Here is a 24,357-nt window from a genome sequence, read left to right on the forward strand (position 1 = left end):
CTATCGGCCTGCACCCTTGGGCCTCGCACTCCTCTGCGCGATCTCCTGCGCCGCCGATTGAAGATTCTTGTTCGCAGGGTACTGCGCCGCATACTGGTTGGACGCGGCGACCAGCCCGCTCGCCGGCGAACCGAGGCGCGCGCTCGACAGCAGCGAGGACGCCTCGGACGTCAACAGATAGGCCGTGATCTTGCGCGGATCGGTGCCGGGCAGGCCGAGCCTGTCGACGATCGCGCGGTCAGGATCGATCCCGTGGATGCGGCTTTCGAGCTGCGCGGTGGCGCGCAGCCAGTTGGCGTAGCGCACCGCATCCGTGAGCCCGAATTCGCCGGTGGCCGACGGGAAGCGCGGTTCGGTCCGGCCCAGCAGCTCGATGATCTCGCCGACCGCGTGGGCGGAGTAGCCGGTCAGCACCTTCGGGTTGTCGTTGATCGCATGCGCCAGGATGTCGGCCGCATAGGCATTGGACGAGGCGCGGACCGTGGACAGCAGCTCGTCCTGCACGCGCGCGGGCGCCAGCGGCGCCATGTGGGCCAGTTCCCCGTAGTAGTCGTCCGGGCCGAGGATCTGCTTGTCGAAGGCCTGCTTCAGCACCGCATCGGAGCCCGGCAGATAGCCCAGGCGCGAGAAGCTCAGCACGGCCGATCGCGCCACCTGCCTGTTGGCGTCGGCCATCAGGCCACGCAGGTCCAGCAGGAGTTCGGCGTTGTAGCCGGTCGGGTCGTCCGGCGCATACAGGCGGGCGAGGATGCGGGCCAGCGCAATCTTTTCATCGTCGCTGAGCCCGCGCTGCAACAAGGCACGCGCGGCCAATGCCGACTGGGTGGTGAGCGGCACTCCCTGGGCGAAGATCCGGTCGAGCTCGTTGCGGCCCTCGATGCCGGGCTTGGGAACGTAGGCGACCAGAGGGTTGTGCGGGTCCGGCCTGTTCCTGGCGATGGTGATCGCTGCGGCGTACCTGCTGGCGGCCGCTGCTGCGGACGCGCCTTGCTCGGCGCCGCGGGATACAGGCGCGGGCGCTTCCTGCCGCGGCGCTGTCGATGGGGGATGCTGCCATCCGAACACCACCCACACGAGCCCGGCCAGGGCAAGGCCTGCGATGGCGAGAGCACCGGCCTTCTTCATGATGCGTGCCTGCTTGCCTGCCTCGCCTTCAGTTCCAGCCCTTCATCTTGTCGAACAGCTTGGAGGGCAGGATCACGTCGCTCTTGAGGTCGCGGTTGCGGTCCAGCCAGAGCTGCGGCACCGGATAGATCGAGCCCCTGCCTTCGTCGTCGGCGGTCTTCTCGTACACATTGATGATGAAGGTGTCGCAGCGGTACAGGCCCCGCTGGGCCACGCGCCCCCAGACCATGGGCTGGGCGCTCGTGTAGTGCTGCCCGTAGGTGTAGTCCGCGCCGATCAGGTAGGCCTGGAAGGCGCGCTTGACCAGCGCCATCCGGGCACCGATGTCCTCGAAGTCGGCGGGCTGCAGGCAGGCCGTCTTGAAGCACTTGTTGAGCAGGTGGTTCGGGTTGTTGGGCGAGGCCGTGCCCCAATAGGTGGAGCGCGCCTTGAAGCTGGCCAGCGATTCGTAGAGGATGGCGTTGCTGCCCTCGTCCAGCACCTCGACCACGCTGCTGCCGTCGAACATGCCGGTGTGCCCCAGCGAGCCCAGGCCGGAGATCGCCAGGTCGCGCCCGACCACATCGCCGGCGAGCTGGGGGTCGCCGATGACCACGTCCGCACCGATGTTCCACAGCGCCCTGCCGCTGCCGTAGATGACCAGGTTGCCGTCGTCCTGCGCCGCGAGGTAGGCGCCCGGGTTGCCGGAGGTCTGCGAGTTCCAGGCCGGCGTGCCTGTGCCGGTGTAGACGACGAGGTTGCCGTCGCCCTGCATGGGCGCGAACGCGCCCGGGTTGCCGTAGGTGTGGCTGTGCCAGCGCGCGGCCCAGTCGGTGGTGCGGTAGTAGACGAGGTTGCCGTCGCCCTGCATGACCAGGAGGTAGCGGCCGTTGTCGGAGCTGATGGATTGGCCTGGGGAGAGGGCTGTGTTGGGGGCGAGGATGCCGGCGGTGGTGGCGCAGGCGAGGGCTAGCAGGAGGGCTGCGGGGGCTTGGGTCCACTTTGTCATCACAACCTCCCTTCGGGCAGAAGCCCGCGATGCGGTGCAATGTGCCGGCGCTGGGTGGCTGACAGGCGCTGGCTCGGCCCGCTTGTGTGCGCAGATGCTGTCGCAATGGCCTGTCTGGCGGCCCCTGCGCCGCCGCATTGGCGGACGGTGTTCTTCGAGCGATGCGTGCAAGTGGGGCGAGCATTGTTCCGCAATGGGCGGGGAGGCACAAGCGGGGGCGCTGATGGCCAACGCCGGCAGCGCTGGGTAAGACTAATTTCCGGCGGCGCCGGGGAAGGCGGCGGTGGCTACTGATCAGCCGGCCCGTTCGTCGTCGGCGCGCGCGTCTTGGCGGCAGCGGGCGGCGAGGGTCATGCAGGCGGCGGCAAGGGGATCAGGCCTCGATCACCACAGGCGCCCCAACCCGATACCGCTCGATCACCGTCATGTCCGGCTCCACCCCGAGCCCAGGCCCAGTCGGCACCGCCACCCTCCCCTCCCGCGCCCGAACCACTTCGTGATACGGACTCGCCTCCAACTCCCCGAAGAACAACTCAAACGCCACCCCCGGCGCAAACGCCGCCGCCAAGTGCAGCGAAGCCAGATACCCCGGCCCGAAGTAGAAGCAATGCGGCACATAGTCGATGCCATGCGCGCGGGCCAGCGTCACCGCCTGCGTCACCGCGTCGATCCCGCCGAACTTGATGACGCTGGGCTGGCAGATGTCCACCGCGCCCGCGCGCAGCATGGCCCCGAACTCGTGGATGCCCGCGACGTTCTCGCCTGCGGCGATGGGCATGGTCGCTGAGGCTCGCACGCGGGCCAGGCCGGGGAAGTCCTCTGGCGGCCACACCGGCTCTTCCAGCCAGGCGAGGCGCACGGCTTCAAGCGCGCGGGCCTGCTGGATGGACTGCGAGACGCTCCAGGGGCAGTTGGTGTCGAGCGCGAGCCACACCGCATCGCCGCACGCGGCCCGCGCCGCACGCACGGTGTCGAGCCGCACCTCGTGCAGCTTGATGTGCCTGAAGCCTAGGCCCACTGCGCGCTCGACCGCCTGCGCCAAAAGCGCTGGCTCGGCGTAGCGCAAGAGGCTCGCATAGGCATCGAGTTCGCGCGGTGCGCCGCCGAGCAGCGCGGCGATGGGCTGCGAAGCGAGCTTGCCGGCGATGTCCCACAGCGCGATCTCGATGGCCGAGAGCGCGTACACCACGGGGCCGCTTCGGCCATGGATGTGGAAGCGATGGGCCATCTCGGCCATCAATGCCGATCGGTCGGCGGGGTCGCGCCCGACGAAGGCGGGGCCGACCACGCTGGCCAGCGCGGCGCTGGTGATCGGGCAGGCCACGTGGCCCCAGCCCTCGCCCCAGCCGTCGACACCCGCATCGGTGCGCACGCGCACGAACAGGGAATCGACGGAAGTCCAGTTCATCCCGGCAAAGGCCGTGGGCGCGGCGCCCATGTCGAAGGGCACGCGGATCAGGTGGATCTCGATGCGCTCGATCTTCATCGCAAACCTCCTCGCGGTTCAGGGGCGATGGATGATGATCCCTTCGCGCGCCGGCATCAATCGGCCGGAAGGCAGTGCGGCTCGCACCACACCACAGGCCGCACAATGCGCCCATCGCCCGTGCGCACACTGCTGCGAGCCGCACTCGCCCTCGACCATGTCCGTCCCCCGCCCCGACCTAGCCAAGACCACTTTCGTCGTACTCACGCTGGTCTTGCTGATCACCTCCTCCCTCTGGATCCTCCGCCCCTTCCTGGGCGCCACGATCTGGGCCGCCATGCTCGTGGTCGCCACCTGGCCCGCCTTCCTCTGGATCCAGGCCCGACTGTGGAAGCGCCGCAGCCTCGCGGTGCTGGTGATGGTCGTGATCCTGCTGCTGCTCTTCGTGCTCCCGCTCACGCTGGCGATCACGACCGTTGCCTCCAATGCGGAGGAGGTCGTCACCTGGGTCCGCAAGCTGATCAGCCAGGGCCTGCCCACGCTGCCCGGCTGGGTCCAGCGCCTGCCTCTGGTGGGGACGCGGCTGACGGAGGCCTGGAGCGAGCTGGTGGCCGCAGGGGTGTCGGGGCTGGAGGCCCAGGTCACGCCCTACATCCGGCAGGTCACGTCGTTTGTGCTCGCACAAGCCGGCGTGCTGGGGGCGCTGACGCTGCAGTTCCTGCTCACGGTGGTGATCGCCGGGATGATGTACGCGGGCGGCGAGTCGGCGGCGGCGGTGGCGCGGCGCTTCGGCCTCAAGCTGGGCGGGCAGCGCGGCGAAGATGCGGTGGTGCTGGCCGGCAAAGCCATCCGCGGGGTGGCGCTGGGGGTGGGGGTGACGGCGATCGTCCAGGCGGTGGTGGGCGGCGTCGGACTGGCGATCGCGGGGGTGCCCTTCGCGGCGCTGCTCACGGCCGTGATGTTCATGCTGTGCATCGTGCAGGTCGGGCCGACGCTGGTGCTGGCGCCGGCGACCATCTGGGTGTTCTGGAGCGGCAACACGGGCTGGGGCATCTTCCTGCTGGTGTGGACCATCATCGTGGGGACGATGGACAACTTCCTGCGCCCGCTACTGATCCGCCGCGGCGCCGACCTGCCGCTGGTGCTGATCTTCGCGGGGGTGATCGGCGGGCTGCTGGGCTTCGGGCTGGTCGGGATCTTCGTGGGGCCGGTGATGCTCGCCGTGTCGTACACGCTGGTCGACGCCTGGCTGCGCGACGAGGAGCCGCCGCCGTCCGAGGCCAATGCCGCGCAGCAGTAGGCGGGCCGAGGCGTAGCGGCCTTCTTCTCTCCTCCAGGCGAGTGAGATTCGGGCTTTCAAGCGCACCGGTCAGCTGACATACTCGGCGCGCGCCTGCGCTCGAACTGGCAACGACTCCTGCCGGGCCGCCACCCTGGAGGGAAGCACCCGTGAATAAGCTGCTTGAGCAAGTCACGGCCCGCCGCCGGGCCCTGGGCATTCGCAGCCTTCCCGCAGACGGCTCGGCCCTCTGGGGCCTGGCGCTGTCGGGCGGCGGCATTCGCAGCGCGACCTTCTGCTTCGGGCTGCTGCGCAGCCTGGCGCGCAACCGGCTGTTGCTGCGCTTCGATCTGCTGTCGACGGTGTCGGGCGGCGGGTACATCGGCAGCATGCTGGGGCGGCTGTTCTCGCGCGGCACGCGGCGCACGGACATGTTCCGGGTGCAGCAGGCGCTGGGCGAGATACAGGCCGGCTGGTTCGTCTGGTGGCTGCGCGCGAACGGGCGCTACCTGATCCCGCACGGCATGCGCGACACGCTGTTCGTAGCGGCCCTGTTCTTCCGCAACCTGGTCGCGATCCACTTCGAGTTCGCGCTGATCGTGCTGGCGGTCACGCTCGTGCTCGACGTGGTGATCCTGCATGCCTGGCAGGGATTGGCGGCGCTGGGCGCGGCCGCCTCCGACCCGGTGTTCGCGCTGCTGCAAGACCTGCCCGGCTGGGCGCCGCTGTGGATTCCGGTGGTGTGGCTGGCGCTGCCGCTGGTCTTCATGGTGGGCGCGTGGCGGGCGGCGGCCTACTGGGCCATCCCGTGGGTGGACGAGACCAAGTGGTACTGGCTGGTCGCGGCGTGGGTGGGAAGCCTGGCCTTGACCTGGGGGCTGTGCTGGTGGTACTTGCAGTTCGAAGGCAGCCATCGTCCGGTGGGGCAGGTGCTCAGGAGCACCTTGCTCGTCATCACCATTGCACTGCTCGCGCTGTGGCTTGCGGCGATGCCGGTGGCAGCCAACTTCCTGTGGCGATCCAAGGACGATGGAGGCCCGCGCGCCGAGGCCGCACGCACCTATGTGACGCGGGCGCTGGCCAAGACCTTCGAGCTGTTCAGCGCCATCGTGCTGGTGGGGCTGATCGACCGCTGCGCTTGGTTCCTGGCCTTCGAGCTGGAGCCGCTCACCGAGACGGGCCAGGGGGTGGCGGGCCTGTGGCTGGGCATCGCCGCGGCCGTGATCCGCGCGGTGCTGCCGCTGGCCTCGAAGCTGCTGCCCTCGAGCCCGGGCACGAGCGTGGTGCTGGCGGTGGGGCGCTTGCTGGGCTATGCGCTGGTCTTCCTGCTGTGCGTGTGGTGGGCTTCGCTGGCGCACAAGATGGTGCTGGGCGCGCTCTTCACGCCTGAAGGGCTTTCCTACGGCAGCGGGTGGATGGCCTGCCTGATGCTCGCCGTGCCGGTGCTCGGCTTCCTGCTGTTGACGGGGCAGAACGTCGAGTTTCTGAACGTCTCGTCGCTGCATGCCTTCTACAAGGCGCGCATCGTGCGCAGCTACCTGGGCGCGGCGAACGGTGCGCGGTTCACCAGCGACGCTCCCGTGCCGCCGCTCACGGCGCTGGGTCGTGTGCCGCAGGTGCTGCGCACCGACCACAAGATCGCTTCGGTCGACGCCGTCCATGCCGACGACGACATCGCGCTGGACGCCTACCGGCCGCAGGCCCAGGGCGGGCCCATCCATATCCTCAACGTGTGCATCAACCAGACGCGCGATCCGCGCGGCGGGCTGTTCAACCAGGACCGCCGCGGGCTGGCGCTGTCGGTCGCATCCGGCGGGCTGCGCAAGGCCTCGCAGGGCGAGTGGGAAGACCTCATCGGCCCCGGGGCGTTGAGCCTGGGCAACTGGGCGGCGATCTCCGGCGCCGCGGTGGCGCCGGGCCTGGGCGGGCGCACGCGCGGCGGGATCTCCGCGCTCGCCACCTTCGCCGGCGTGCGGCTGGGCTATTGGTGGGACCGGTCGGCGCGCACGGGGTGCACCACGACGCCGTACCGCTTGGGGGCCAAGTCGCGCGGCGTGCTCAACGAGACCTTCGGGGTCTTCAAGGGCACGGACAAGGACGACTGGTTCCTCACCGACGGCGGGCATTTCGAGAACACGGCAGCCTATGTGCTGCTCGCCGAGCGCGCGCAGGTCATCGTGATCGCCGACTGCGGCGCGGACCCGCAGTACCGCTTCGAGGACCTCGAGAACCTGGTGCGCAAGGCGCGCATCGACCTGCAGGCGGAGATCCTGTTCCAGAAGCCGAAGGTCAGCAAGACAGCCGCCGCGGCGGCCGCTGCCCCGCGGCGCTTCAGGACCGCGCGGCCGGCGGCTCCGACGGCTCCCCGGCCCGCGGCGCTGGAGCGCTTCGGTTCGCTGGACGATCTGGAATCGGCGACGAGCAGCGCTTGCCTCGCGCTGGCGAAGGTGCAGTACGCGGATGCGGGCGCGAGCACGGGCATCCTGATCGTGATCAAGCCGAATGTGTGCGCGGGGCTGCCGGTCGACCTGATGAACTTCAAGCGGCAGTACGCGGAGTTTCCGCAGCAGGCGACATCGGACCAGTTCTTTTCCGAAGCGCAATGGGAAAGCTACTTCCATCTGGGCAGCTTCCTGGGCCAGCACCTGGACCGCGTGTTCATCGAAGCGCTGCTGGCGAATGCAGACGCATGGTTCGAGGACGACGAGTGCTCGCCTTTTGTTGCAGCAAAGGCGGCCGCGCCCGCCGCCGGCGCCTCGACGCCGGCCGGCAACGGGCGCGTCGGAACGCGCATTGCCACGGCGGCAAGCGGTGTGACGGCCGTGGGTGCGACGCTCAGCCTCAGCGCTGCAGCGACAGTGGGCGTGGCGGCGTGGCAGGCCATCGAGGCGACCAAGAGCAGCTACACCCGGCAGAGCACGGACGAGCGCGGCGCGGTGAAGGAGCTCACGGAGCTGTGGACCAAGGCCGCGGCGGCCAAGGAAGACGAGAAGCCGGCGGCGGCTAACACGCTGGCCGCCGCATTGCTGCGCACGGCGGACAGCCTTTGCCCGGCCGGCGGCGCCGACTGGTTCGCCCGCTCCGACCTGGCGGTGCGCATCGACAGCGCGGGGCGCGAACTCTGCGCGGCGATCCCCGGGGACAAGCCGGCCGCCTGCGGCGCGCTGCTGAACGCGGCGCAGGGCCGGGATGCGAGCAGCCGCGCAACCTGCCTCGCGCCGGGGCCGGAGGTGATCAGCGTCAAGCCGCCGCCGCGCTACTGGATCTACGACTACACGGGGGCGGGCAACGCCACGAATGCCCATCCTTGCGATCCCGTGGTGGCCCAGCGGGAAGACGCTCAACGGCAGGCCTTGAAGATGGGCGTGCTGCCGCGGCCGGAGTGCAGTTTCACAGGGCGCTTCTCGGGCCTGCTGGACAGCTTGCCGCTCGCAGCGGCCGCCACCAGCCCGGGCTCACCGGCGCCCGGCGGGGGGCCGTGCAGCGACATCACCCTCTTCCGGCAGATCTACCGGCCGGAGCAACGCGCAACCGCGGAGGGCTACGCCGCAGATTGGGGGCGCCTCGGCGCGAAGCTCGCGCCGATCGAGGACGTGGTGGCCACGGCGCACTCACGCGGCTTCGCCAGCCCGCCCGTGGTGTCGAAGACCACGGTGCGATTTCATGATCTCGATGCCGTGATGTGCGCGCGCGCCCTGGCGGGCGCAGTCAAGCAAGGTGACTGGCCCGTGGAGCCGCTGCCGGCCCGATATCGCCCGAGGGCAAGGACGGTCGAGGTCTGGTTCGCGCCCCCACCGCCCGCCCCACCGAGCGAGCCGCCTGCTGCGGCGCCGCCATCGGTCAAGGCGGCACCGCCGCCGGTCAGGGAATCACAGACGCCGAAGTGAGCAGGCGCCCGAGCCCCGGCGCGCCGGCTGCGCCGGCGGCGGCCGCCTTCGTTGCGCAGCTGCGGCCTTCGGGGAGATGATGCGGGCCCTTCCTCGCTGCCCTCCATGAGCGAACGCCTGTTCCTTCGCCTCGACGACGACCCGGTGCAAGGGCCGGAAGCAGACGCGCCTGCCGGCACGCTGCGCGCCTTGCCCGTGGGCGCGGCGCTGCGGGCGCATGTGTCGCACGTGCTGCTGTGCCGGGAGGACTTCGTGGCAGGGCATGAGGTGGTCGAGCGTGTGCTGCCCGATGGGGCGGTGCGGCTGATCTTCAACCTGGGCGATACCACCAACCCGTCCGCGGTGGTGGTCGGCGCCACGACGGCGCCGGCGCTGGTGCGCCTGCGCGGCAGGATGGATGGGGTGTCGCTCACGCTGCGTCCCGGTGCGGTGGCCGGCCTGCTGGGGCTGCCGGCCGGGGAGCTGGCAGGGATCGCGCTGCCGCTGGACACGCTGTGGCACGGCGAAGGCGCGCAGCTGCTGGCACGGATGGCCGAGGCGCCGGACGATGCCGCCCGCATGGCGTGGCTGCAGTCCGCCTTGCAGCGCCGGCTGGCCGAGGCCGAGCGCGCATCCAGCACGGCACAACGGGCCGCGACGCATGCGGCGCGACTCATCGTTGCCTCGGGTGGACGGCGCCCGTTGCGCGAGGTGGCTGCGGCCGTCGGCGTCGGGGAGCGGCGGCTGCAACAGCTGTTCCACGCGCAGGTGGGCCTGTCGCCGCGTGCCTGGGGCCGGCTGGCGCGGCTGCATGGCTGCCTGCGCGGGCTGCGCGGGCAGGCGGCGCCCGACTGGGCGGAGGTGGCGGTGGACCACGGCTATTACGACCAGTCGCATCTGGTCAACGAGTTCCGGGCCCTTTGCGGGCTGACGCCGACGGAGTTCCTGGGTCGCGCGGTTTCGGGTTCTTCCAAGACGGCGGCTTGAAGGCGGCCTATCGTTCCCGGACTCGACGAACAAGCGAAGAAAGGAACAGCGGATGCGGCAACAACCAAGGCTTAAGGATTGCGTGGCGGTGGTGACCGGCGCCAGCCGCGGCGCGGGGCGCGGCATCGCCCAGGAGCTGGGCGCGGCGGGCGCGACCGTGTATGTGACCGGGCGCAGCACGCGCGAGCGGCAACCCGACACCTATGGGCAGCTGATGGGCCTGGCCGGGCTCGACGCCCTGCCCGGCAGCATCGACGAGACGGCCGAGGAGGTCACGCGCATGGGTGGGCGCGGCGTCGCGGTGCGCTGCGACCACACGCGCGAGGACGATGTAGCGGCGCTGTTCGAGCGCGTGCAGCGCGAGGCCGGCCGCATCGACGTGCTGGTGAACAACGCCTGGGGCGGGCACGAGACCTTCAACGGGGTGTTCGATGCGCCCTTCTGGGAGCACCCGCTCGCGAACTGGGACTCGATGTTCGACCGCGGCGTGCGCAACCACCTGCTGGCCAGCCGCTTCGCGGCGCCGATGATGGTGGAACGCAAGCGGGGGCTGATCGTGACGACGACCTTCTGGGACCGGGACCGTTATCTGCGCGGCAACCTGTTCTACGACCTGGCCAAGGCGAGCATGACGCGGCTGGCTTTCGGGATGGCGCAGGAGCTGCGGCCGCATGGGGTGGCCTCGCTGGCGGTGTCGCCGGGGTGGATGCGCACGGAGTTCGTGCTGACGGGGCACAAGACGGACGAGGCGCATTGGCAGGAGCGGCCGGCGCTGGCGCGGACGGAATCGCCGCGCTATCTGGGGCGGGCTGTGGTGGCGCTGGCGGGGGATGCGGGGGTGTTGGGGAAGAGCGGTGCGGTACACCGGGTGGCGGACCTTGCTGGGGAGTACGGGTTCACGGATATCGATGGGCGGCGGGTGGAGGCCTTCGAGCTCGAGGGAGGGTGAACCACCCTCACCCCAGCCCTCTCCCGCCAGCGGGAGAGGGAGGAATGCCGCACGCGGGCGGGAGAGGCAGGAGTGCCGCGCGCGAGCGGAAGTGGGAGGAATGCCGCTCAGCTGGCGCTGCGGCGGTAGAAGGCGAGCGAGCCGGCCAGGGCCAGCAGGGCGCCGCCGCAGCAGCGGTCCAGCCACAGCACGGCGCGCCGGCGCAGGAGCTTGACGGCGCGCGCGCCGATCACGGCATAGGCCAGCATCACGGAGAAGTCCAAGCACGCGAACACGACGCTGATGGCCGCGTACTGCGGCCACTGCGACGCGCCGGGGTCGATGAACTGGGGCATTAACGCCGAGCAGAACAGGTAGCCCTTGGGGTTGGTCACGGCCACGAGGAAGGACTTGGCGAAGATGGCGCGCGGGCTGCCGCGGCCGTCGGCCCCGCCCTGCTGCGAGAGATCGAGCCCGCCCTGCGAGCGCAGCAGGCGAAAGCCCAGCCAGGCCAGGTAGGCCGCGCCCACCCACTTGAGCACCGAGAACCAGAACTCCGAGGCGGCCAGCAACGCGCCCAGGCCCAGCGCCACGGCGCCCACCAGCACGAAGTCGGAGGCAACCGCGCCCAGCATGCCGGGCAGCGCGCGGCGCACGCCGAAGCGCGAGCCGTTGGCCAGGGCCAGGAGCACGGTGGGGCCGGGGGTGGCGATGGCGATCAGCGCCACGAGCGCGAAGACGAGCAGGGTCGGGGTGTTCATGCAGGGGTGCTCCTCGGATCGGGCGAGCATGATAGTCCTCGGGCCGCCGGCGCGGCGAGCCGCCCGCTCAGGTTGTCCGCCTTGCGCCGGGCTGGGCAATCCCGTACCCTGGACCGCCAACCGGGCGGCGCTTGCGTTCCCATCGGCCGTCCGCAGCGCCACGCAAGGCGCAAAGGAGATATCCATGCCAAGCCGATCGAACGGCCTCGTGGCCGAAATGGAAGCGGTGCGAACCCTGGCGCTGGTCGGTCCGTCCGCCGCGGGCAAGACCACGCTGGCCGAGGCGCTGTTGCTCAAGTCAGGCGCCATCGGCGCGCCGGGCAGCGTGGAGCGCGGCAGCACGGTGAGCGACTTCGACCCACTCGAGCGGCGAATGCAGCACTCGCTCAATTCCTCGGTGATGCACCTCGCGCATGCAGGCACGCGCATCCACTTGCTCGACACGCCCGGCGGCGCCGACTTCCTCGGCCAGAGCCTGCCGGCGCTGGAGGCGGTGGAAACGGCGGCGGTGGTGATCAACGCGGCCACCGGCATCGAGCAGATGGCGGTGCGCATGATGGAGCATGCGGCGGCGCGCAAGCTGGCGCGCATGGTGATCGTCAACAAGATCGACTCGCAGGGCGTGGACATGGCGGGGCTGCTGGCGCAGATCCAGGCCGCCTTCGGCCGCGAGTGCCTGCCGATCAACCTGCCCGACGACGGCGGCACGAAGGTGCTCGATTGCTTCTACAACCGCGAGGGCGGCTGCAAGATGGGCGACGTGGAGACGGCGCACCGCGCGCTGGTCGAGCAGGTGGTGGAGGTGGACGCGGCCTTCGTCGACCGCTACCTGGAAGAAGGCGACGTGGACCCCAGCGAGCTGCATGCGCCGCTGGAGCAGGCGCTGCGCGAGGGGCACCTGATCCCGGTGTGCTTCGTCTCGGCGCGCAACGGGGCCGGGCTCGGCGAGCTGCTGGACGTGATCGTCAAGCTGCTGCCCGATCCGACCGAGGCCAATCCGCCGGCCTTCCTGGTCGGCGAGGGCGAAGACGCCAAGCCGATGGAGGCGAAGCCCGATCCCTCGGCGCACGTGCTGGCGCATGTGTTCAAGGTCACGGTCGATCCGTACGTGGGCAAGATGGGCATTTTCCGCGTACACCAGGGCACCCTCACGCGCGACAGCCAGCTCTTCATCGGCGACGGGCGCAAGCCCTTCAAGGTGAACCACCTGTTCATGCTGCAGGGCAAGGAATACACGGAGGTGTCGCGCGCGCTGCCGGGCGACATCGTGGCGGTGGCGAAGGTGGAGGACATCCACTTCGACGCCGTGCTGCACGACGCGGCCGAGGACGACCATGTCCACCTGGCAGCGCTGGACTTCCCCATTCCCGTGCACGGCCTGGCGATCCAGCCGCAGCGGCACGGCGACGAGCAGCGGCTGTGGGAGATCCTGGGCAAGCTGGTGGACGAAGACCCGTGCCTGCGCGTGGAGCATGTGGCGGCGACCAACGAGACCATCGTCTACGGCCTGGGCGAGCTGCACCTGCGCGTGCTGCTGGAGCGGCTGCGCGACGTGTACCGCTTCGAGGTCAACACGCGGCCGCCGCGCATCGCCTATCGCGAGACGGTGACGGCGCCGGCCGAGGGCCACCATCGCCACAAGAAGCAGACGGGCGGGGCCGGCCAGTTCGGCGAGGTCTTCCTGCGCGTGGAGCCGCTGACGCGCGGCACGGGCTTCGAGTTCAAGGACGAGGTCAAGGGCGGGGCGATTCCGTACCAGTTCATCCCGGCCGTCGAGAAGGGCGTGCGCGAGGTGCTGGAGCACGGCGCGATCGCGGGCTACCCGGTGGTCGACGTGCGGGTGACGGTCTACGACGGCAAGAGCCACAGCGTGGACAGCAAGGACATCGCCTTCGCCACCGCGGGGCGCAAGGCCTTCATCGCGGCGATCCAGGAGGCGCGGCCGATCGTGCTGGAGCCGGTGGTGAAGATCGACATCGCCGCGCCCGACGGCGCGATCGGCGACATCACCGGCGACCTGTCGTCGCGGCGCGGGCTGGTCACCGGCACGGCCAACGCGGCGGCGGGGACGGTGCTGGTGCGCGGCCAGGTGCCGATGTCGGAGCTCTCGGGTTACCAGTCGCGGCTCAATGCGATGACCAGCGGCCAGGGGCGCTACACCATCGAGCTGTCGCACTACGAGGCGGTGCCGCCCACGACGCAGCAGCAGCTGATGTCGCAGCACAAGGTGCGCGACACGGAGTGAGGCGACGCGCCCCCTGCCCCGTCAAGGGGCCGGATGGCGGCGCGATCTTCGTTGCGTATTCGAAACCCGCCTACACCGGGTTCGGCGCGCCGCGCCTATGAAGGAGCGCTGGAACGAGGAGTCCTCATGGAAATGAAATCGTGGCTCGCAAAGCTCAAGGAAGCGGACGCGCGCCGGCCCGATCTGCCGGGCGAACACCTGATCGTGCTGGCGACCGGCGTGCTGCTGTTGATGGCGACCGGACGCAGCCGCTCGCTGATCGGCCGGGCCTTGGTCGCCGCCGCAGCGGGCGCCTTCATCGGCCGCGCAGCCAGCGGCACGGGCGGCGTGGCGCGGCTGGCGGCCCTGCTGGAGGAGTTTCGCGGCGCCCGGCGGCCGCAACAAGGAGAGCGTCGATGATCCTGAAGCAAGAGTTGCTGCTTCGCCTTCTACGTTTGAACTGCGCGTTGCTGGTGGCGGGCTCCGTCGTGGTGGCGCTGGCCGCCTGCAGCGAGAGCGAGAAGGCAGAAACCCGGAAGAACGTCGATACCGCGGTCGAGAAGACGGAGGATGCAACCGTCGCCGCCGCGCGCAAGGCCGCCGACCTGGCGGAGAAGGCCCGCGACAACACGGTGAACTACTTCAAGTCGCCGGACGTGAAGGAAGACATCGACGCGGCCAAGCAGGCCCTGAAGAACGCCGGCAGCGCGCTGGGCTCGTCAGCCAACGACACGGCGATCACCGCCTCGGTGTCGGCCGCGATCGCGCGCGACCCGGAGCTCGGTCCGCGGCAGATCGAGGTGGCCTCCAAGTCCGGCGCCGTGAAGCTGAGCGGCTCGGCGCCGAGCGCCGAGGCGAAATCGCGCGCCGAGCAGATCGCGCGCACCGTGAACGGCGTCGACTCGGTCGACAACCGGCTCACGGTGACGAACTGAATCAGCGCCTCAGAGCATGAGCGCCACGGCGGCGTCGAGATGCTCCGAGGGCTGGCGCCGGAAGCCCGAGCGCGCGAAGCGCTGCAGGCGCCCCACCACGAAGGCCGTGAGCGCGGAGGCGCGCACCTGCGCATCGACGCTGGGCGTGGCCGAGCCGTCGGCCGCGGCCGCGCCGCGCAAGGCCTGGCGCAGGGTGGCTTCGATCTTGTCGAAGAACTGGTTCATGCGGTTCTGCAGGCGCTCGTTCTCGTAGACCAGAGCGTCGCCGACCATCACGCGGGTCATGCCCGGGTTCTTCTCGGCGAACTGGACGAGCATGGCGATGATGCGCGCGGCCTGCTCCTGGCCCGGCGCGGAGCGCTCGGTGATCTGGTTGATGAGGGTGAAGACGCTCTGCTCGATGAAGTCGATCAGGCCCTCGAACATCTGCGCCTTGCTGGCGAAGTGGCGGTACAGCGCGGCCTCGCTCACCTCGAGCCGGGCGGCCAGGGCCGCGGTCGTGACGCGCTCGGCGCCGGGCTGCTCCAGCATGGCGGCCAAGGCCTGGAGAATCTGCACGCGCCGCTCGCCTGGCTTGGGACGTTTGCGCGTCGGCGCTGCTGCTGGCACCGGCTCGGAACTCACGGAACTCAGCGGAGCGCCTGGGGCGCTGGTCTCGTCATCGTTCTGCATGGGCACGTGCAAAATGTAAAAAATTGATTCTCGCACAGCGACGTGAGCGCGTGCCAACCGGACATGCACTGTACGTCGCGCAGAATCAACGGGATTTTTTAACGATTGGCGAGAAAGAACGATGAGCCCAACGATTCTGGTGACCGGCGGGGCCGGCTTCATCGGCAGCCACACCTGCGTGGCGCTGGCAGCGGCGGGCTATGTGCCGCTGATCCTCGACAACCTCGGCAACAGCGACGTGCGCGTGCTCGACCGGCTGGCCCGGATCATCGGCACCGCGCCGCGCTTCGTCGAGGGCGACGTGCGCGACCGCGCCCTGCTCGACCGGGTGTTCCGCGAGGAGACGATCGGCGGCGTGATCCATTTCGCCGGCCTCAAGGCGGTGGGCGACTCGGTGGCGGACCCAATCACCTACTACCAGAACAATGTGCATGGCAGCTTCGTGCTGACCGAGGCGATGCAGGCGGCGGGCGTGCGCACGCTGATCTTCTCTTCCTCGGCCACGGTGTACGGGGACCCGGACAGGTCGCCGATCCCCGAGAGCGCGGCGCTGCGGCCGGCCAATCCCTATGGCCGGTCGAAGCTGATGGTGGAGGACGCGCTGCGCGACCTGCACCGTGCGCACCCGGCCTGGCGCATCGCGCTCCTGCGCTACTTCAACCCGGTGGGCGCGCACGAGAGCGGGCTGATCGGCGAGCACCCCCAGGGCAAGCCCAACAACCTGATGCCCTTCGTGAGCCAGGTGGCGGTGGGGCTGCGCGACAAGCTCTCGGTGCACGGCGGCGACTACCCGACGCCGGACGGCACCGGCGTGCGCGACTACGTACACGTGATGGACCTGGCCGAGGGGCATGTGGCGGCACTGCGCCATGCCGAGAAGCAGCCGGGCCTGGTCACGCTGAACCTGGGCACGGGCCAGGGCGCCTCGGTGCTCGACGTGGTGAAGGCCTTCGAGCGCGCGAGCGGCAAGACCATCGCCTACGAGATCGGGCCGCGGCGGCCGGGCGACGTGCCGGCCTACTGGGGCGACCCGGCGCTCGCCGAGTCGCTGCTGGGCTGGCGCGCGCGGCGCGGGCTGGACCAGATGTGCGAGGACAGCTGGCGGTGGCAGGAGGGGAATCCGAAGGGCTATACCTGAAAGCCTTTCAGGGCAATGACTCAGAAACCCTCAACGGGCCCGGATCATGGTCCCGTAGGCCTGGTCCGTGAGGATCTCCAGCAGCATCGCATGCGGCACCCGCCCGTCGATGATGTGCACCGCGTTGACTCCGCTCTTGGCCGCATCCAGCGCGCCCTCGATCTTCGGCAGCATGCCGCCGGAGATGGTGCCGTCGGCGAACAGGTCGTCGATCTCGCGGGCGCTGAGGTTGGTGAGCAGCTTGCCGTCCTTGTCGAGCACGCCGGGCGTGTTGGTCAGCAGCATCAGCTTCTCGGCCTTGAGCACGGTGGCCAGCTTGCCGGCCACCACGTCGGCGTTGATGTTGTAGCTCTCGTTCTCCTCGCCGAAGCCGATGGGGCTCACGACGGGGATGAAGGCGTCGTCCTGCAGCGCCTTCACCACGCCCGGATCGATGGCGACGATGTCGCCCACCTGGCCGACGTCGTGCTCCACGTTGGGGTCGTTGCGGTCCGCCATCTTGAGCTTCTGGGCGCGGATCAGGCCGCCGTCGCGGCCGGTCAGGCCGACCGCCTTGCCGCCGGCCTGGTTGATCAGGCCCACGATGTCCTGCTGCACCTCGCCGGCCAGCACCCACTCGACGACTTCCATGGTCTCGGCGTCGGTCACGCGCATGCCCTGGATGAAGTGGCCCTTCTTGCCGAGCCGGTTGAGCGCCGCCTCGATCTGCGGGCCGCCGCCGTGAACCACCACGGGGTTCATGCCGACCAGCTTGAGCAGCACCACGTCTTCCGCGAAGTCGGCCTGCAGGGCCGGGTCGGTCATGGCGTTGCCGCCGTACTTGATGACGATGGTCTTGCCGTGGAACTTGCGGATGTAGGGCAGCGCCTGGGCCAGGATCTCGGCCTTGTCGCGCGGGGGGATGTTGAGGACGGGGTCGGTCATGGTGCTCACGCTGAAAGACGACGGGATTTTGCCGGCAAATTCGGGAAACACCGAGGAACCGGCTTTGCCGGGCCGCTGGTGTTGCCCCCGGTGAGGGGGTGGGCGGCTACACGAAGTGAGCCAACCTGGGGGAGAGCTTAGCTGTTCAAGGGCGCAGCCAGCGTGGCACCTTGAAGCGCACGATCATGAAGTAGGCCAGGACGTAGGTGGCGATGAACAGTGCGCTGAAGGCCATCAGCACCGGCGTGTTGTTCCAGAACAGCACGGCCGGCACCACGGTGAGGGCCGCGAAGATCCACAGGTAGGGCGAGGTGCGGTTGTTGCGCGCCAGTAGCTGGCGGGCCTCGTCGTCGGCGAAGGCGACGCGCACGATGCGGCGGAAGATCAGCTGGTGGAAATGCAGCGCGTCCGGGTCGCCCGGCGACTGGCCGCGCACGAAGCGGCGGTAGACCGAGAACACCGTCTCCCAGACCGGGTAGATCAAGAGCAGCATCGGGAACCACGGCGAGACCACGCGGTGCCGCTGCACCAGGGTGACCGCAGCCAGCGCGATCACCATGCCCCAGACATAGGCCCCGCCGTCGCCGGCGAAGATCTTGCCGCGCGGGTAGTTCCAGATGAGGAAGCCCGACGTCGCGCCGACCAGGCAGATCACCATGGCGGCGAGCTGCCGGTCGCCCACCTGCAGCGCCACGTGCGAGATCGCCAGGCAGACCAGGATGGCCACCGTGCCGGCCAGGCCGTTGTAGCCGTCGATGATGTTGAAGGCGTGCGGCAGGCCGCCGATGGCAACGACCGCGAACAGCATCGCGGCGTAAGGCCAGGCCTGCAGCCAGCCGTCGACGAAGGGAACGCCGGTGCGCGCCACGCCGAGCTTGAGCAGCCAGCACAGGAGCAGCGCCGAGCCGATGGTGATGCCGAGCCGGTAGCGCACCGAGACGCGCTGGGTCAGGTCCTCGACGATGCCGGCAAGCACCGCCGGCGCGATGCACAGCAGCGCGATGCCGGAAGCCTTGATCGGCCAGTTGACGTTGAAGGGGTCGGAAGGCAGCCCCGCCACCAGCCACGCGACGCCGGTGCCCAGCAGCATGCCGGCACCGCCGAGCCGGGGCACATGGCCCTTGTGGAAGCGCTGCGGCATGTCGTGGCCGTAGCGCCGCGCATGGCGGCGCGCGCGCCGCATGAACAGCTGCACGGCGATGGCGGAGAGGAGGAAGCTGATGACGATCAGGGTAAGCATGGGCGTGAGGCGGGGCCCCAGGAGCCTGCTCCTAGAATCCCCGGGCGAAATTAGACCATGCCCTCATCCTCGCCCTTCCCGCCCTCCTCGCCCGCCGTCACGGTCTCGATCGTGAGCCATGGTCAGCTCGAACTCATACGCCCGCTGCTGGACCAGCTCGACCGCTTCAGCCGCGGCGCAACGGCCAAGGTGCTGCTCACGCTGAACATCCCCGAGCCCGATGCGCTGGCGGGCGGGCGCTGGGGCTTTCCGATCGAGCGCATCGAGAACGGCAGCCCGATGGGCTTCGGCGCCAACCACAACCAGGCCTTCGCGCGCTGCGAGACGCCGTGGTTCCTGGTGCTCAACCCCGATATCCGCTTCGACGCCGACGTGCTGGCGCCGCTGGTCGAATTCGCACCAGCAGACGCCGGCCTGCTGGCGCCGCGCATCCTGGAGCCCGGCAAGACCACGCCGGAGCAGCACCGCGCGATCATCACGCCGCGCGAGATCTTCACGCGGCGGCGTCCGGGCTATGCGATACCGGCCGAGCCGGCCTGGATTCCGGGCCTGTTCATGCTGTTCCGCAGCGATGCGTATCGGCAGATCGGCGGCTTCGACGAGCGCTTCTTCATGTACGGCGAGGACTTCGACATCTGCGCGCGCCTGCGGCTGGCGGGCTGGAAGCTGTCGATCGCGGAGCACCTGCAGACCCGGCACGATGCGCAGCGCGCGAGCCACCGCAGCAAGCGGCACCTGTACTGGCACCTGACGAGCCTGCTGAAGGTGTGGAGCTCGGCGGCGTTCTGGCGCTACCGCCGGCTGGATGCGGCGTCGCGCGCCGGCACCCGCTAGTCAGCCGCGCTCCAGCAGATCCTGCGCGATGGCCTGCTTGCCGCGGCCGAAGCGCTCGTAGCGGCCGCTCGCGGCCTCGCGCAGCACCGGCAGCAGCCGCGCCAGGCGCGAGGCGGGCAGCTCGGCCCGGAAGCGCTGGTGCGCCACTTTGCCGCGCTGGGCGCTCACGATGGGTTCGGGGACCAGGCCCCGCAGCGCCAGCAGGCGATCGAGCAGCGCCTGCGCACGGCGCCAGCGCTGCATGTGCTTGCTGCCGCGCGCCTCCATGGCCTTGGCGAGCTTGTCGGCCACGGTGGGCCGCTTGGCGCCGATCTGGTTGCTGCCGTGCTGGCGGTAGTCGATCAGGGCTTCGGGCAGCACGTCCATGCGGCCGGTGGCCGCGGCCAGCGCGGCCAGCCATTCGTCATGCACCCATTCGTCGGAAAAAGGCAGCGCCGACGCGAGCAGGCTGCGGCGAAACAGGGTGGTCGCGCCGGTCACGAGGTTGCGGCGCAGGAACACATCGAAGGCGCGGCCCTGGGCGATGGCCTCGAGCTCTGCGGGCTGCACCTCCAGCGCGTGGAACAGCGTGTCGCCCAGGGGCCGGAGCTCGCCGTCGACGAGCCGGGCATCGGTGTGCAGCAGCAACAGCTCCGGCTGGGCCTCGAAGCGCGCGGCCATGCGTGCGAGGCGGCCCGGATGCCAGACGTCGTCCTGGTCGCTGAGGGCGATCAGCTCGTGCCGGCAGGCGCGTATCGCCTGCTCGAAGTTGCGCGTGACGCCGAGGGCCGGCTTGTTCTCGAAGACGGTGAGCGCGACGCTGGAGGCAACGCCGCAGGCCGCCATGGCCTGGCGCACGACGGCCACGCTGTCGTCGCTGGAGCCGTCGTCGGACAGCACGATTTCGCGCGGCAGCAGGTCCTGCGTGCAGATGCTCTGCACCTGCGCAGGCAGGTAGCGCGCGCCGTTGCGCGTGCACAGCGCGACGGAGACTGCTGCCATCACCCGAGCGCTTCGACGCGCGGCGGCCAGGCGTAGCCGAAGTCGTCGCTGTCGACGGTCAGGTTCGGGCTGTAGGCCGGGTCGTGCCGAATCACGTCGGCCCAGCGCCCCTTCATATAGGCGATTTCCCGCTCGAAGCGCTCGCGCTTGTGCGGAGCGACGTCCTCTCCCCGCGTCGCGGATTCGTGGTGTACGAGCTGCGCATACGGCGTCCACACGTTGCGAAAGCCGGCTTCCCGCAGGCGCAGGCAGAAGTCCACGTCGTTGAAGGCCACTTGCAGATTGACCTCGTCGAGCCCGCCCACCTGCAGGTACGTCGCCTTGCGAATCACCAGGCAGGCCGCCGTCACGGCAGAGAAAGTCTGGATCAACGCGGCGCGCCCGGCATAGCCGTTCAGCCCGGCCGGCAGGCCCTTGTGCGCATGCAAGGCCAGGTTGTCCCGCGCGAGCACGACGCCGCCGTGCTGCAAGGTCATGTCCGGGTACCACAGCCGCGCGCCGACCGCGCCGACGCCGGGCTGAAGTGCCAGGCTCACCATTTCGGACAGCCATTCGGGCGAGATCACTTCGATGTCGTTGTTGACCAGCGCGATGACTTCGCCCCGAGCCACTGCGACCGCCGCGTTGTTGAGCGCCGAATAGTTGAAATCGCGCTCGTCGCGCAGCACCCGGATGTTCGGTTTCTGCGAAAGGGCCCGGAAGTAGTCGAGCGCCGCGGGATCGTCCGATCCGTTGTCGACGAGGATGATTTCGTAGGGCGAATAGGTGGTCTTCGCGACGATCGATTCGATGCACTGGCGCACCAGTTTCAACGCATTGCGGGTCGGAATGATCAGCGACACCAGCGGCGGCGCATTCGGCAAGGCGTAGCGCGCGCGGTATCCGATGCCGATGTACTCGGCCTTCGCTTCGACGCCCAGACGCGCGAAGTGCTCGTTCAGCGCCCGCTCGCCGGCCACGGCAGCGTAGGGTTTGGCCTTCATCGAGCGCGCAGTGCTGGCGCCATGCACGCGCCAGTGGTAGAGCACCCGCGGCACATGCCGAATCTGGTCGGCACGAACGCGCTCGACGCAACGCAGCACCAGGTCCCAATCCTGCGATCCTTCGAGGCCCACGCGAAAACCGCCGACCGCGCGCACCAGGTCGGTGGCCAGAACGCCGAGGTGGCTGAAGGTGTTCTGCGAGCGGAACAGGTCGATGTTCCAGTCCGGCTTGAAGTAGGGGTCGAACCGTCGACCCGACTCGTCGATCTTGTCCTCGTCCGAATAGATGAGCTGCACGTCCGGATGCGCAACGATGCACTGGGCCACGCAGAACAGCGCGTGGGCAGGAAGCAGGTCGTCGTGGTCCATGAGCGCGATCCACGGTCCCGTCGCCAGTTCCAAAGCGCTGTTGGAGGCGGCCGAGATGTGGCCATTCTCGGGGCGCAGGACGACCTTGATTCGCGCATCGCGCTCGCTGTAGTCGCGCAGGAGATCGCGCACCTCGACCGAAGGCGATGCGTCGTCGGCGATGCACAGCTCCCAGTTCGGATAGAGCTGTTCGCGCACCGACTCGATTGCGGCGCGCAACCAGGCGGGGTCGGGGTTGTAGCTGGGCATGAGCACCGAGATCAGCGGCCCCTCCCGCATGGCGCTCACGCGTTCGGCGATTCTTGCCCGGGCTTCGGGCGAAAGGGTGTCATGCATGCGCACCCAGTTGGCGTAGTCGCTGCGCGGCCACGTCCGCCGGCGCATTTCCCACACGACGCCGCGCCATCCGGCCCTGCGGAAGACGCGCCAGGCCTGCGGAACCCGCGTCATCAGTCGCGGGCCGTGCCGCATGGCCAGTTGGGCGAGTCGGAGGAATCGGGTGAGGCGCTTCATGGAATGCTGGACAAAGTCGCTTACTTACGCGCCTCGAGGGCAGGATCGAGGAAGGTGGCCCACTGCCGGACATACGCCGCCCGAAGGTGCGTCGCGTCCTTGTAGATCGGGGCGCCGTCCGGCGTGGTTCGCAGGCACTGGCCCTCCGGCGTGCACAGGGCCGCCACGGGGTCGATGACCTTCGCGCCGCCCCGCTCCGCCACCTGTCGCAGCCGCTCGCGCAGTTGTTGCTGGCTCGGCGACACCGGCGCCCTCGGACTGACCGGCGTCGCATGCATCACGCCGAGCCGGTTGCCCGCGACGCGCATGCGCGGCTCGAAGTCGGGGCCGACGGGTATGGTCAGCTGCAGATAGACCTCCTTGCCGGCCGCGCGCAGCAATCGAATGAACAACTCCAGCGACTCCATGGAGCGCGGAATGCCGTCGCCGCCGCGCAGCGGATGGCGCCCCTTGACGTCCAGGTAGTAGTAGTTGTCGGGCGGAGGCGCGGCCGGGCTGGGCGCGGCGTCGCCGATGTCGAAATAGCAGGTCCAGCAGCCGCCGATCACGACCACGTCGACTTGCGAGCCGAGCGCGAAGCGCTGCGTGCGGTCGAAACGCTCGCCGCACACCGGATCGCGGTCTTCCAGCACGTGCGGGATCGGCGGGCAGGCGCCGCGCGTGGCGAAGAACATCGTACCCACCGAATCGGGCCGCTTTTGTTCCAGTTCGACCGCGCGCGCACCGAACTGCTCGACATGGCTGTCGCCCATCAGCAGCACGTGGGGCCGACCCTCGCCGACACGGTAGATGGTCTCGCCCTCGACCTTGACCGTGCGCATGCCGTCCGGATAGGCCCAATCGGCGCTTGCAGCCATGACGTCCTGCAGGCCGGGATCGTCGTTGCGCGAGGGCAGCACACGCCCAAGGGCCAGCGCGCCCACGACGGCCACGAGGACCATGCTCCCCGCGAGGCTGCGCACGACGGTTGAGCCTTGGTGCCGGCGAAGCCGCAGTTCGACGTAGCGGTAGGTGATCCAGGCCAACCCGATCGCCGCAACGACCGCTGCAATGCGCACGACGCGCGCCGGATCGCTGCCGTTCTCCAGCACGCGCGCATAGGCCAGCAAGGGCCAGTGCCAAAGGTAAAGCGGATAGCTGATCAGCCCGAACCAGACGGCGATGCGCGATCCGAGCAGCCGCCGATTGATCCAGGCGCCGGGGCCGGCCGAAATGCACAGGCAGGTGCCGAGCACGGGCAGAAGCGCCCACCACCCCGGAAAGGACTTGGTGCGCTGGATGAGCAGCACCCCGAGAACGATCAGCAGGAGCCCACCCACGCTGCGCAGCTCGCGCCTGTACCAGTTGCGATGCGGCTCGCGTCGCAGCGCGTTCCATGCCAGCAAGGCGCCGGCTCCCAGTTCCCACATGCGCGGCAGCGGCGAATAGAAGGTGGCCGTGGGATGGCGATGGACCGCGTACACGTTGAGCAGGAAGGACAACCCCGTCGCCACCCACATCCAGGTGCCGAGATGGCGCCCCTGTCCGCCCCTGAAGCGCCAGGCCAGGCCGAGGAACACGGGCCAGAAGATGTAGAACTGCTCTTCCACCGCCAGCGACCACAGGTGCAGCAGCGGCTTGCTTTCGGCGATGGTGTCGAAGTAGCCGGCCTCGTTCCACAGCGCCAGGTTGACCACGAAGCCGGCGCTCGCCAGCAGATGCTTGCCGAGCTGGCGGAACTCGTCGGCGAGCAGTGCATACCAGCCGAAGGCGAGGGTCGCGGCCACCACGACCAGCAGCGCCGGGAAGATGCGCCGGATGCGCCGCGCATAGAACTCGCGGTAGCTGAAGCCCTCTCCGGCCAGGCTGCCGAAGATGATCGTGGAAATCAGGTAACCAGAAATGACAAAAAAGATGTCGACGCCGATGAACCCGCCCTTGACCCAGTGCGGAAAGGCGTGGAAGCCCACGACCGAGAGCACCGCGATCGCGCGCAGGCCATCGATGTCCGGCCGGTACTTGGGGTGGGCGAGGTGGGACTGTTCTTCTTGTGGGGGCATGCGAGCGCGGTCTGGGGCGGGGCGGATCGGCCGGCGACTCGCGTCGCGGGCAAGCGCGTGATTATCTTCGCAACGTGATGCCGCCTTCGTGCACCGCCCGCCGCGTCGGATTGCCGTGCGGCCTGGGCCGGTAAAATCGCCCCCT

The 24,357-nt window shown here is 69.5% G+C and carries 19 protein-coding genes; 9 read left to right on the forward strand and 10 right to left on the reverse strand.

Features of this window, described 5'->3' with window-relative positions; all coding sequences use genetic code 11:
* The 3 genes from AC3A6X_RS13890 to AC3A6X_RS13900 form a co-directional block, all read right to left on the reverse strand.
* Positions 1–1,125, reverse strand: a complete 1,125-nt coding sequence (locus tag AC3A6X_RS13890) for a hypothetical protein (RefSeq protein ID WP_487842720.1) — start codon at positions 1,123–1,125, stop codon at positions 1–3.
* A gap of 28 nt (positions 1,126–1,153) precedes the next feature.
* Positions 1,154–2,113 (reverse strand): hypothetical protein, encoded by a 960-nt coding sequence (locus tag AC3A6X_RS13895; protein ID WP_487842721.1) that lies wholly within the window; start codon positions 2,111–2,113, stop codon positions 1,154–1,156.
* Positions 2,114–2,486: 373 nt separating this feature from the next.
* Positions 2,487–3,599 (reverse strand): mandelate racemase/muconate lactonizing enzyme family protein, encoded by a 1,113-nt coding sequence (locus AC3A6X_RS13900; RefSeq protein WP_487842722.1) that lies wholly within the window; start codon positions 3,597–3,599, stop codon positions 2,487–2,489.
* Positions 3,600–3,756: 157 nt separating this feature from the next.
* Here AC3A6X_RS13900 and ydiK point away from each other — a divergent pair, with 157 nt between their 5' ends.
* From ydiK to AC3A6X_RS13920, 4 genes are all read left to right on the forward strand, one after another.
* Positions 3,757–4,839 (forward strand): AI-2E family transporter YdiK, encoded by a 1,083-nt coding sequence (ydiK, locus tag AC3A6X_RS13905; protein WP_487842723.1) that lies wholly within the window; start codon positions 3,757–3,759, stop codon positions 4,837–4,839.
* Between the two features lie 149 nt (positions 4,840–4,988).
* Positions 4,989–8,705 (forward strand): patatin-like phospholipase family protein, encoded by a 3,717-nt coding sequence (locus tag AC3A6X_RS13910; RefSeq protein ID WP_487842724.1) that lies wholly within the window; start codon positions 4,989–4,991, stop codon positions 8,703–8,705.
* A 105-nt stretch (positions 8,706–8,810) separates the two neighbouring features.
* Positions 8,811–9,671 carry a helix-turn-helix domain-containing protein gene (locus AC3A6X_RS13915; RefSeq protein ID WP_487842725.1) on the forward strand — a complete coding sequence of 287 codons (861 nt, stop codon included), beginning with the start codon at positions 8,811–8,813 and terminating at the stop codon, positions 9,669–9,671.
* A 52-nt stretch (positions 9,672–9,723) separates the two neighbouring features.
* Positions 9,724–10,620 (forward strand): SDR family oxidoreductase, encoded by an 897-nt coding sequence (locus AC3A6X_RS13920; RefSeq protein ID WP_487842726.1) that lies wholly within the window; start codon positions 9,724–9,726, stop codon positions 10,618–10,620.
* A gap of 107 nt (positions 10,621–10,727) precedes the next feature.
* Here the strand turns inward: AC3A6X_RS13920 and AC3A6X_RS13925 are convergent, their stop codons facing one another.
* Positions 10,728–11,360, reverse strand: coding sequence for a LysE family translocator (locus tag AC3A6X_RS13925; protein ID WP_487842727.1), 633 nt, complete (start codon positions 11,358–11,360; stop codon positions 10,728–10,730).
* Positions 11,361–11,544: 184 nt separating this feature from the next.
* Here AC3A6X_RS13925 and fusA point away from each other — a divergent pair, with 184 nt between their 5' ends.
* The 3 genes from fusA (at position 11,545) to AC3A6X_RS13940 (ending at position 14,519) form a co-directional block, all read left to right on the forward strand.
* A complete protein-coding gene (gene fusA, locus AC3A6X_RS13930) occupies positions 11,545–13,605 on the forward strand; it encodes an elongation factor G (RefSeq protein ID WP_487842728.1) in 2,061 nt (686 codons plus the stop codon).
* A 126-nt stretch (positions 13,606–13,731) separates the two neighbouring features.
* Positions 13,732–14,004, forward strand: coding sequence for a hypothetical protein (locus AC3A6X_RS13935; RefSeq protein ID WP_487842729.1), 273 nt, complete (start codon positions 13,732–13,734; stop codon positions 14,002–14,004).
* The gene (locus tag AC3A6X_RS13940) at positions 14,001–14,519 is read left to right on the forward strand and encodes a BON domain-containing protein (RefSeq protein ID WP_487842730.1); all 519 of its coding nucleotides are present in this window, start codon (positions 14,001–14,003) and stop codon (positions 14,517–14,519) included. Before AC3A6X_RS13935 ends, AC3A6X_RS13940 begins: the two co-directional genes overlap by 4 nt.
* A 9-nt stretch (positions 14,520–14,528) precedes the next feature.
* Here the strand turns inward: AC3A6X_RS13940 and slmA are convergent, their stop codons facing one another.
* Entirely contained in the window at positions 14,529–15,191 is a 663-nt protein-coding gene (slmA, locus tag AC3A6X_RS13945) for a nucleoid occlusion factor SlmA (protein WP_487842731.1), read from the reverse strand.
* Between the two features lie 121 nt (positions 15,192–15,312).
* On the opposite strand from slmA, the gene galE reads away from it, so the two are divergent.
* Entirely contained in the window at positions 15,313–16,329 is a 1,017-nt protein-coding gene (galE, locus tag AC3A6X_RS13950; RefSeq protein WP_487842732.1) for a UDP-glucose 4-epimerase GalE, read from the forward strand.
* Positions 16,330–16,359: 30 nt separating this feature from the next.
* Here the strand turns inward: galE and argB are convergent, their stop codons facing one another.
* Positions 16,360–17,253: an acetylglutamate kinase gene (argB, locus tag AC3A6X_RS13955; RefSeq protein WP_487842733.1), complete on the reverse strand. Its 894-nt coding sequence runs from the start codon at positions 17,251–17,253 to the stop codon at positions 16,360–16,362.
* A 145-nt stretch (positions 17,254–17,398) separates the two neighbouring features.
* On the reverse strand, positions 17,399–18,493 hold the full coding sequence (locus AC3A6X_RS13960; RefSeq protein ID WP_487842734.1) for a glycosyltransferase family 4 protein: 1,095 nt from the start codon (positions 18,491–18,493) through the stop codon (positions 17,399–17,401).
* 57 nt (positions 18,494–18,550) lie between these two features.
* On the opposite strand from AC3A6X_RS13960, the gene AC3A6X_RS13965 reads away from it, so the two are divergent.
* Positions 18,551–19,327 (forward strand): glycosyltransferase family 2 protein, encoded by a 777-nt coding sequence (locus AC3A6X_RS13965; protein WP_487842735.1) that lies wholly within the window; start codon positions 18,551–18,553, stop codon positions 19,325–19,327.
* On the opposite strand, the gene AC3A6X_RS13970 is transcribed toward AC3A6X_RS13965, so the two are convergent.
* The 3 genes from AC3A6X_RS13970 to AC3A6X_RS13980 are packed head-to-tail and all read right to left on the reverse strand — an operon-like array spanning position 19,328 to position 24,212.
* A complete protein-coding gene (locus AC3A6X_RS13970) occupies positions 19,328–20,308 on the reverse strand; it encodes a glycosyltransferase (RefSeq protein ID WP_487842736.1) in 981 nt (326 codons plus the stop codon). It abuts the gene before it with no gap.
* Positions 20,308–22,173: a glycosyltransferase family 2 protein gene (locus AC3A6X_RS13975; protein ID WP_487842737.1), complete on the reverse strand. Its 1,866-nt coding sequence runs from the start codon at positions 22,171–22,173 to the stop codon at positions 20,308–20,310. Before AC3A6X_RS13975 ends, AC3A6X_RS13970 begins: the two co-directional genes overlap by 1 nt.
* Before the next feature lie 20 nt (positions 22,174–22,193).
* Positions 22,194–24,212, reverse strand: a complete 2,019-nt coding sequence (locus tag AC3A6X_RS13980) for an acyltransferase family protein (protein ID WP_487842738.1) — start codon at positions 24,210–24,212, stop codon at positions 22,194–22,196.
* Positions 24,213–24,357: the final 145 nt, after the last annotated feature.

This window comes from Variovorax sp. Soil_C_12, assembly GCF_057657375.1.